Annotated in this window: 6 protein-coding genes; 2 read left to right on the forward strand and 4 right to left on the reverse strand. The window is 68.2% G+C overall.

The annotated features are described in order from the left end of the window. Positions 1–144: 144 nt before the first annotated feature. The 4 genes from ACFWZ5_RS42715 to ACFWZ5_RS42730 all read right to left on the reverse strand — a co-directional run bounded on the left by ACFWZ5_RS42715 (position 145) and on the right by ACFWZ5_RS42730 (position 3,939). The gene (locus tag ACFWZ5_RS42715; RefSeq protein ID WP_384805390.1) at positions 145–642 is read right to left on the reverse strand and encodes a hypothetical protein; all 498 of its coding nucleotides are present in this window, start codon (positions 640–642) and stop codon (positions 145–147) included. 128 nt (positions 643–770) lie between these two features. Then, entirely contained in the window at positions 771–2,027 is a 1,257-nt protein-coding gene (locus ACFWZ5_RS42720) for an MFS transporter (protein WP_384805388.1), read from the reverse strand. Positions 2,028–2,110: 83 nt separating this feature from the next. Continuing rightward, entirely contained in the window at positions 2,111–3,193 is a 1,083-nt protein-coding gene (locus ACFWZ5_RS42725) for an inositol-3-phosphate synthase (RefSeq protein WP_384805386.1), read from the reverse strand. 59 nt (positions 3,194–3,252) lie between these two features. Then, positions 3,253–3,939, reverse strand: a complete 687-nt coding sequence (locus ACFWZ5_RS42730) for a helix-turn-helix transcriptional regulator (RefSeq protein WP_384805384.1) — start codon at positions 3,937–3,939, stop codon at positions 3,253–3,255. Positions 3,940–4,314: 375 nt separating this feature from the next. Here ACFWZ5_RS42730 and ACFWZ5_RS42735 point away from each other — a divergent pair, with 375 nt between their 5' ends. After that, positions 4,315–7,035 carry a transglycosylase domain-containing protein gene (locus tag ACFWZ5_RS42735; protein WP_384805382.1) on the forward strand — a complete coding sequence of 907 codons (2,721 nt, stop codon included), beginning with the start codon at positions 4,315–4,317 and terminating at the stop codon, positions 7,033–7,035. Between the two features lie 243 nt (positions 7,036–7,278). Further along, positions 7,279–8,802 (forward strand): glycosyltransferase family 87 protein, encoded by a 1,524-nt coding sequence (locus ACFWZ5_RS42740; protein ID WP_384806919.1) that lies wholly within the window; start codon positions 7,279–7,281, stop codon positions 8,800–8,802. Positions 8,803–8,864 lie beyond the last annotated feature (62 nt).

An 8,864-nucleotide genomic window follows, 5' to 3' on the forward strand; every position in this document is an offset into this window, starting at 1 on the left:
TTTGTGGTCGTTTTTTTGTCTGTAGATGAGGCGGTGTGTGGTTGCTTGCAGTTGCCACACCTACCCCGACAACGGCGCGTGGTGCGGGGGTTTGTTAAACCGCCCCACCATCCCCGCCGCGCACGTCTGTGTTCTGGCTGAGCCTTATGGCTTGAGCGGCTTCAGGCAGAGCGTGAAGTCGTCGCCGCCACCGGTCTCCCGGTATGTGGCGTACTTCCTGATGTCGCAGGTGCCGCTGTCCATCTTCTTCGCGACCTTGTACTTGGCGTCCGAGTCACCGCAGCCCACGATCTTCAGGTCCGGGTCGTCCTTGCTCTCGGGGTTGCCGATGCTCATGCAGTCGCCGACCTCGGCGGCGGAGGCCTCGTCCTGGCCCGCCCACACCGCGCCACCCGCGATCACGGCGACGGCCGCGACGGCCACGATGCCGAATATCAGCTTCTTCTTGCTCTTGCGCGGGGGCACCGGGTTCGGGCCGCCCTGGTAGTAGGGCACACCCTGCTGCGGGGCGCCCGGCTGCGGCGGGTACGGCACCTGGCCGACCGGAGGCTGCTGGCCGTACGGGGCGCCGCCCTGCGGCGGGCCGGCGGGCGGCTGGCCCTGAGCGAATGGGTTCTGGCCCTGGGGCGGCGGAGTGGACACGGAGATCCCCTTAGAGGAAAGCGCGAGGCATGGGACGGAGCGCGATGGCGCGAAACGACGCCCGTAAGTTATCGGGCTCCTGTGCGGGGATTGAAGCTGAGAAGGGCTCTGTGGCACTGATGTGACACTTACTGCTCGTCAAACCGGGCCATAGCCACAGCAATCGCCAAGTAGATCAATGCGACCGAGGCAACCAACGGGATGGATTTGCCGTCAGGGGGCAGCATCAGGGCCGCCACAGCCGCCGCACCGACAAAGGCGACATTGAACAACACGTCGTACATGGAGAAGATTCGGCCACGGAAACCGTCGTCCACCGCCGACTGCACCACCGTGTCCGTGGCGATCTTCGCGCCCTGGGTCGTCAGGCCGAGCACGAAGGCGGCGATCAGTATCGGCACCGGGGCGAAGGACAGCCCGAGTGCGGGTTCCAGGACCGCGGCGGAGCCCGCGCAGACGACCATCCAGCCGCGCGGCCCCAGGCGCTCCGCCGCCCACGGAGTCACCACGGCCGCGACGAAGAACCCGGCGCCGGAGAACCCCACGGCGATCCCGAGCAGCGCGAGCCCCTCGGACTCGGCCGACGACCACGCGTACCGGCACAGCATCAGCACCATGACCGTGAGCGCGCCGAAGCAGAACCGCATCAGCGTCATCGACACGAGCGCGTGCGCGGCCGGGCGGCGCTCGGCGAGATGGCGTACGCCCGCGAGGAGGCCGTGTGCCGTGCCCGCGAGCGCCGCACCCAGGCGCGGTTGCACCAACTCCCGGTCAGGTCCGAGCAGTTCGCGTGCCATGGCCAGGGAGGCGAGAGCCGAGCACAGATAGAGCGCGGCCCCGAGCAGGACCACGGCGGCGTCCGAGTCCGCCGCCACGATGCGGACGACGAAGGCCAGCCCGCCGCCCGCGGTGGCGGCGAGCGTTCCGGCGGTCGGCGACAGGGAGTTGGCCATGACCAGGCGGTCCGCGTCGACGACGCGCGGCAGTGCCGCCGAGAGCCCGGCCAGGACGAAGCGGTTGACGGCCGTGACGCACAGCGCGGAGGCGTAGAAGAGCCAGTCCGGCGCGTCACTGAACATCAGGACGGCCGTCAGGGACGCGAGCGCCGCCCGCAGCACATTGCCGTACACGAGGACCTGGCGGCGCCGCCAGCGGTCGAGCAGGACGCCAGCGAAGGGGCCGACGAGCGAGTAGGGAAGGAGCAGCACCGCCATTGCGGAGGCGATTGCGCCGGGTGAGGTCTGCTTCTCCGGCGAGAAGACGACGTAGGTGGCGAGCGCGACCTGGTAGACGCCGTCCGCGCCCTGGGAGAGGAGCCGCACGACGAGCAGCCGCCGGAAGTCCCGCAGGCGCAGCAGAACGCGCAGGTCACCGACGACAGCCATGGGGCACAGCCTCACATACGGGGAGGGTCCCCGGGTGCAGGTGACCCGGGGACCCTCGGCGTTCTCTGAGCGCGCGGAACCGCTTAGCGCTCGACCTCGCCCTTGATGAACTTCTCGACGTTCGCGAAGGCCTCGTCGTCGAAGTACTGGACCGGCGGGGACTTCATGAAGTACGAGGACGCCGACAGGATCGGGCCGCCGATGCCGCGGTCCTTGGCGATCTTCGCGGCGCGCAGGGCGTCGATGATGACACCCGCGGAGTTCGGGGAGTCCCAGACCTCGAGCTTGTACTCCAGGTTCAGCGGGACCTCACCGAAGGCACGGCCCTCGAGGCGGACGTACGCCCACTTGCGGTCGTCGAGCCACGCCACGTAGTCGGACGGGCCGATGTGGACGTTCTTCTCGCCCAGCTCGCGGTCGGGGATCTGCGAGGTGACGGCCTGCGTCTTCGAGATCTTCTTGGACTCGAGGCGGTCGCGCTCCAGCATGTTCTTGAAGTCCATGTTGCCGCCGACGTTCAGCTGCATGGTGCGCTCGAGACGGACACCGCGGTCCTCGAACAGCTTCGCCATGACGCGGTGCGTGATGGTGGCGCCGACCTGCGACTTGATGTCGTCACCGACGATCGGCACGCCCGCCTCGGTGAACTTGTCCGCCCACTCCTTGGTGCCGGCGATGAAGACCGGGAGAGCGTTGACGAAGGCGACCTTGGCGTCGATGGCGCACTGGGCGTAGAACTTCGCCGCGTCCTCGGAGCCCACGGGCAGGTAGCAGACGAGGACGTCGACCTGCTTGTCCTTGAGGACCTGGACGACGTCGACCGGGGCCTCGGCGGACTCCTCGATCGTCTCGCGGTAGTACTTGCCGAGGCCGTCGAGGGTGTGGCCGCGCTGGACCTGGACGCCGGTGTTCGGCACGTCGCAGATCTTGATGGTGTTGTTCTCGCTGGCACCGATGGCGTCCGCGAGGTCGAGGCCGACCTTCTTCGCGTCGACGTCGAAGGCGGCGACGAACTCGACGTCACCGACGTGGTAGTCGCCGAACTGGACGTGCATCAGGCCCGGGACCTTGGTGTCCGGGTCGGCGTCCTTGTAGAACTCGACGCCCTGGACCAGCGAGGCGGCGCAGTTGCCCACGCCGACGATGGCTACGCGAACCGAACCCATTCCGGTTGCTCCCTGTGTGATCTCGGTATTCCGGATGAGGCCCTGCGGAGTGCGGGGCCTCACTTGGCGGTGTCGTCGGACGCATCCGGCGGCGGGTTGCTCCCCCGCCGCCGGGGCAGGACGCCCGACTCCCCAGATGTGCTGTTCTGCTGAGCGGAGCCCTCGGGCCCGGACCGTTGCTGGTCGCGTCCCGCGCGCTCGCTCTCGATGAGCTCGTTCAGCCAGCGCACTTCGCGCTCCACGGACTCCATTCCGTGCCGCTGCAGCTCAAGCGTGTAGTCGTCGAGGCGCTCCCGGGTGCGGGCCAGGGAGGCGCGCATCTTCTCGAGGCGCTCCTCCAGGCGGCTGCGGCGGCCTTCGAGCACCCGCATCCGCACGTCCCGCGAGGTCTGCCCGAAGAAGGCGAAGCGGGCAGCGAAGTGCTCGTCCTCGTACGCATCGGGGCCGGTCTGCGAGAGCAGTTCCTCGAAGTGTTCCTTACCTTCCGCCGTGAGCCGATAGACGATCTTGGCGCGACGCCCTGCGAGGGGCGCTGCCAGGGCGTCTGCGGCGGCGGTGCCCGACTCCTCGATCAACCAGCCGTTCGCCACCAGTGTCTTAAGACACGGGTAGAGCGACCCGTAGCTGAAGGCGCGGAACACACCCAGTGATGTATTGAGCCGTTTGCGCAGCTCGTAGCCGTGCATCGGGGACTCGCGGAGCAGGCCGAGGACGGCGAATTCGAGGATGCCGGAGCGCCTGCTCATCGTCGCCTCCCGTCTGTCCCGGTCTGTCGGTCACGGCCCATTGTGTCGAGCTGATGTATCGGCTCGATACATCACGACGATAGAACGACGTGCCTGCTGCGACAAGAGGGGGAACGGTGAACGGCGTCACATCACCGATTCGTAGGAAGTAACTTGCCTGATTTGGGGTGAACTTCGGCCCTAAGAGGGTTTTGACGGTGCGTAGTCTGTGCGCCATGCATACCGCCGGGAACCAAGTGACGCGAGGTGGCGTCGCCGTCCCCGGTGCAGTGCGGACCAGTGCCGGAACGGGCGCGTCCGTACATCGGGGGGACCGGAAACCAGCTGCCGTTTCCAGGTGCGGACCACCGCGCCTGCCCGAGGAGTAGTCGTTCGATGAGCGAGCACCGTCGCAAACCGCCGCAGGGCGGCGGACGCGCCGCGGCCAGGCGCGGCGCACCCGGCGCGCCGTCGGGGCGCCGCGCAGCACCGCGTGGCTCCACTGGATCGCCCGGATCGCCGCCTCCGTCGTCGCACGGGTCCGTGCCGCCGCGGGGCGCCGCCGGGGCTCCCGAGGGCGCGGAGCGCCCCTACGGCGGGCGGGCCGAGGCCAGGCGCGCCGCCCGTAACGGCTCCGTGGGGGGCGGTGGCGGTCGGCGCAGGTCCGCGGTGGACGGCGGCGGGCGCGGCAGAGGGCGGGGCTATGGGCCGCCGCCCAAGAAGCGCTTCATCGACTACCCGCGCGCGGGCAGGCACGGGGCTCGGCGCTGGATTCCGTCCTGGCGCCTGGTGACCGGTCTGTTCGTCGGCTTCTTCGGCGGTCTGATGGCGGCAGCCGGCATCGCGTACGCCCTCGTGGAGGTGCCGAACGTCGCCGACGCGGCCAAGGCGCAGAACAACGTCTACTACTGGGCCGACGGCTCGCAGATGGTCGCCACCGGCGGCGAGACCAACCGTCAGATCATCAAGTACGAGGACATCCCCGAGGCGATGCGGAACGCCGTCATCTCGGCGGAGAACAAGACCTTCAACAAGGACAAGGGCGTCGACCCGATGGGCATCGCCCGCGCCGTCGTCAACATGGCGAAGGGCGGTCAGACCCAGGGCGGCTCGACCATCACGCAGCAGTACGTGAAGAACGCCCGCCTCGACGACCAGTCGCAGACGTTCACCCGTAAGTTCAAGGAACTCTTCATCTCCATAAAGGTCGGGCGGACGGTCAGCAAGGAAGAGATCATGGCGGGGTACCTCAACACCGCCTATTACGGCCGCAACGCCTACGGCATCCAGGCGGCGGCGCGCGCCTACTTCGGCAAGGAAGCGCAGGAGCTGAACCCGAGCCAGTGCGCGCTGCTCGCGACCGTGCTCAAGGGCGCCACGTACTACGACCCGGCGGGCTACCCCGAGATCGACCCCGCGGCCAACGAGAAGGCCAACAGCGAGCGGGCCGAGAAGCGCTGGAAGTGGATCCTTGACGAAGAGGTCAAGGACGGTCGCATGGAGGCCTCCGACCGGGCCAAGTACACCAAGTTCCCGAAGCTCCAGAGCCCGCGCTCGAACGTCAAGCTGAGCGGACAGATCGGCTACCTCGTCTCCCTGGCCAACGCGTACGTCATCAACAACGCCCACATCACCAAGCAGCAGCTGGAGCAGGGCGGCTACGAGATCCACACGACCTTCGACAAGACGAAGGTCCGGGAGCTCGAGAAGTCGGTGGAGAAGGTCCGCAAGGCCAAGATCAAGCCTGAGCAGCGCCCGGACAAGGACACCCACGTCCAGTTCGGTGGCGCCTCGGTGAACCCGAAGAACGGGGCGATCGAGGCCATCTACGGCGGTGAGGACGCGACGAAGCACTTCACCAACAACGCCGACACGACAGGTGCCCAGGTCGGCTCCACGTACAAGCCCTTCGTGCTGGCGGCGGCCTTCAAGAACGGCGTCCGCGCCAAGGACGGCCCGGAAGTCCAGAGCGACTCCGAGCGCACGGTCATCAACCCGAAGAGCCTGTACAGCGGCAAGAACAAGCTCAAGATCAAGAACTACAACGACACGGTCTGGCAGGACAAGGACGGCAAGGAGTGGCTGCAGACCAACGACGGCCACCAGTCCTACAACCCGCCGACCTACAAGATCGACCTTCGTGAGGCGATGCGGGAGTCGGTCAACTCGGCCTATGTGCAGCTCGGCATGGACGTCGGGCTCGACAAGGTGAAGCAGGCGGCCATAGACGCGGGCCTGCGCGACGACGGGTCGATGGCGAGCGCCAACTACCCCTCCTTCTCCCTCGGTACTTCCTCGCCCAGCGCGATCCGCATGGCGGGCGCCTACGCCACGTTCGCGGCCAGCGGCCAGCAGCGCGATCCGTTCTCGGTCAAGGAGGTCGAGAAGGAGGGCCAGACGATCTACAGGCACCCGTCCGAGACGAAGCAGGCCTTCGAGTCCAACATCGCGAACAACGTCACCGACGTCCTGCGGACCGTCGTCGAGAAGGGCACCGGTACCTCGGCGAAGCTGCCCGGCCGCCAGGTGGCGGGCAAGACCGGAACGACCGACGGCAACAAGTCGGCCTGGTTCGTCGGCTACACGCCGCAGCTGTCGACCGCGATCAGCATGTACCGGCTCGACGACGACGAGAACAACAAGAAGCGCAAGTTCCTGGAGATGTTCGGCACGGGCGGCGAGGAGAAGATCCACGGCGCCTCGTTCCCCGCGCAGATCTGGCGCGACTACATGGAGGAAGCGCTCAAGGACCAGCCCGCCAAGCCGTTCCCGGCGCCGGAGCCGATCGGCACGGTCGTCGGTGAGCCCGTGGCGCCCTCCCCGACGCCGAGCGAGGAGCCGGAGCCGAGTGACTCCCCGTCGCCGACTCCCTCCGAGACCAAGTCGTCGTCGCCCCCTCCGTCGGAGACACCCGATCCCACCGAGACCTGTGCCAACGGGGACCCGCGGTGCGAAGACGACGGTGGCAACGACAACGGCGGCAACGAGGACGGCGGCAACAACGGCGATCCGGGCGAAGAGTCACCACCGCCCACAGGCGATGCCAACGGCGGCAACGGCAACGGCGGCAATGGCAACGGTCATGGGGGAGGGATCTTCGCCGGACCGACCGGCTAGCCGGCCCCCGGCAGGGGCTCCCGGGCGTGTTTCACGTGAAACCACACCCGGCCCACGCAAAGCCGCGCATGTTTCACGTGAAACGAGGCCGCCGCACCGAGCTCGGTGCGGCGGCCTCGCCCGTTCTCGGGGTTCCCAGGCGCGTAGGCCGACATGCTTCTGGTGGGGCTGCTGAGGCTCTCTGGGGCGTCCGCAGGGCCCTTCAGGCACGTCCGACGGGAGTTCCCAGTCGCGTACGGCAGGATGTGCGCCATGCCCAGCGCAGAGAAGACGCCCCCCACGCGCGCGCAGCAGTCCGCGAGTGAGCAAGAGCCGCAGCCCGTGCTGCCGACGAGGCAGGACGAGGTCGCCGCGGCAGGCAGTGAGCTGATCGGCGGCCCCGTCGGCCGCAGAGCACTGCTGTCAGCGACCTGGTGGACGCCCGTACGCGTCATCGCACTGGTCGCCATCGGAATGTTCGCGCTCGGCATGGTGCAGAAGGCGCCCTGCTACAACGGCGCCTGGTTCGTCGGCGCGAGCTCGCAGTACACGCACGCGTGCTACTCCGACATCCCGCACCTCTACCAGGGCCGCGGCTTCGCCGACGGACTCGTGCCGTACTTCGACAAGCTGCCCGGCGACATGGAGTACCTGGAGTATCCGGTGCTCACCGGCCTCTTCATGGAGGTGGCCGGCTGGCTCACTCCGGGCAGCGGCAGCATGCAGCACCAGGAGAAGGTCTACTGGATGGTCAATGCGGGGATGCTGATGGTCTGCACGGCCGTCATCGCGGTCTGCGTGGCCCGCATCCACCGCCGTCGCCCCTGGGACGCCCTGCTTGTCGCCCTGGCACCGGCCTTCGCGCTGACGGCCACGATCAACTGGGACCTGTTCGCCGTAGCTCTCACCGCCGCCGCCATGCTGATGTGGTCACGTGGGCGCGTGCTCGCTTTCGGGGTGCTGCTCGGGCTCGCTACGGCGGCCAAGCTCTACCCGGTCCTGCTCCTCGGCCCGCTGCTCATGCTGTGCTGGCGGGCGGGCAAGCTGCGGGAGTACGGGGTCGCGCTCATCGGTACGGCAGGTGCCTGGCTGGCCGTGAACCTGCCGGTGATACTGCTCGCGCCGGACGGCTGGTCCAAGTTCTACAGCTTCAGCCGGGAGCGGGGCGTCGACTTCGGGTCGTTCTGGCTGATCCTCGCCCAGCGCATGGACGAGCCCCTGACCACGGACACAGTGAACAAGCTGGCGATGGCGCTGATGGTGCTCGCCTGCCTGGGGGTCGCAGCCCTCGTGTTCACCGCGCCGCGCCGCCCGCGCTTCGCCCAGCTCGCCTTCCTGGTGGTCGCCGCATTCATCCTCACCAACAAGGTCTACTCGCCGCAGTACGTGCTGTGGCTGGTGCCCCTCGCCGCACTCGCTCGGCCGCGCTGGCGGGACTTCCTGGTCTGGCAGGCGTGCGAGGTGGCGTACTTCCTGGGCATCTGGATGTACCTCGCGTACACGACGAGCGGAGACGCCCACAAGGGGTTGCCGACCGAGGGCTACCAGCTGGCCATCGTCGTCCACCTCCTGGGGACGCTGTACCTGTGCGGCGTGGTCGTGCGCGACATCCTCATGCCGGAGCGGGACGTGGTCAGGCTGGCCGGGCAGGACGATCCGTCGGGCGGGGTCCTCGACGGCGCCCCGGACGTCTTCGTGCTCGGCCCTGCGGCGCAACCGCCGCAGCATGTCGAGCAGGACGAGGGCGCGTACGTGAAGTGGGGAGCATCGAGCGACAGTTCACCCTGAGCGAACACACTGCTCGAAGTGGGTGAGCAGACGCAGGGCCGGGCCCGCGACGAGTGTCGCCC

Source organism: Streptomyces sp. NPDC059003, assembly GCF_042740445.1.
GTDB lineage: Bacteria > Actinomycetota > Actinomycetes > Streptomycetales > Streptomycetaceae > Streptomyces.

Bases quoted from the DNA above. Each gene is read 5' to 3' on its own strand.
- ACFWZ5_RS42720 (WP_384805388.1), bottom strand. From the start codon at position 2,027: ATGGCTGTCGTCGGTGACCTGCGCGTTCTGCTGCGCCTGCGGGACTTC.
- ACFWZ5_RS42725 (WP_384805386.1), bottom strand. From the start codon at position 3,193: ATGGGTTCGGTTCGCGTAGCCATCGTCGGCGTGGGCAACTGCGCCGCC.
- ACFWZ5_RS42730 (WP_384805384.1), bottom strand. From the start codon at position 3,939: ATGAGCAGGCGCTCCGGCATCCTCGAATTCGCCGTCCTCGGCCTGCTC.
- ACFWZ5_RS42735 (WP_384805382.1), top strand. From the start codon at position 4,315: ATGAGCGAGCACCGTCGCAAACCGCCGCAGGGCGGCGGACGCGCCGCG.
- ACFWZ5_RS42740 (WP_384806919.1), top strand. From the start codon at position 7,279: ATGTGCGCCATGCCCAGCGCAGAGAAGACGCCCCCCACGCGCGCGCAG.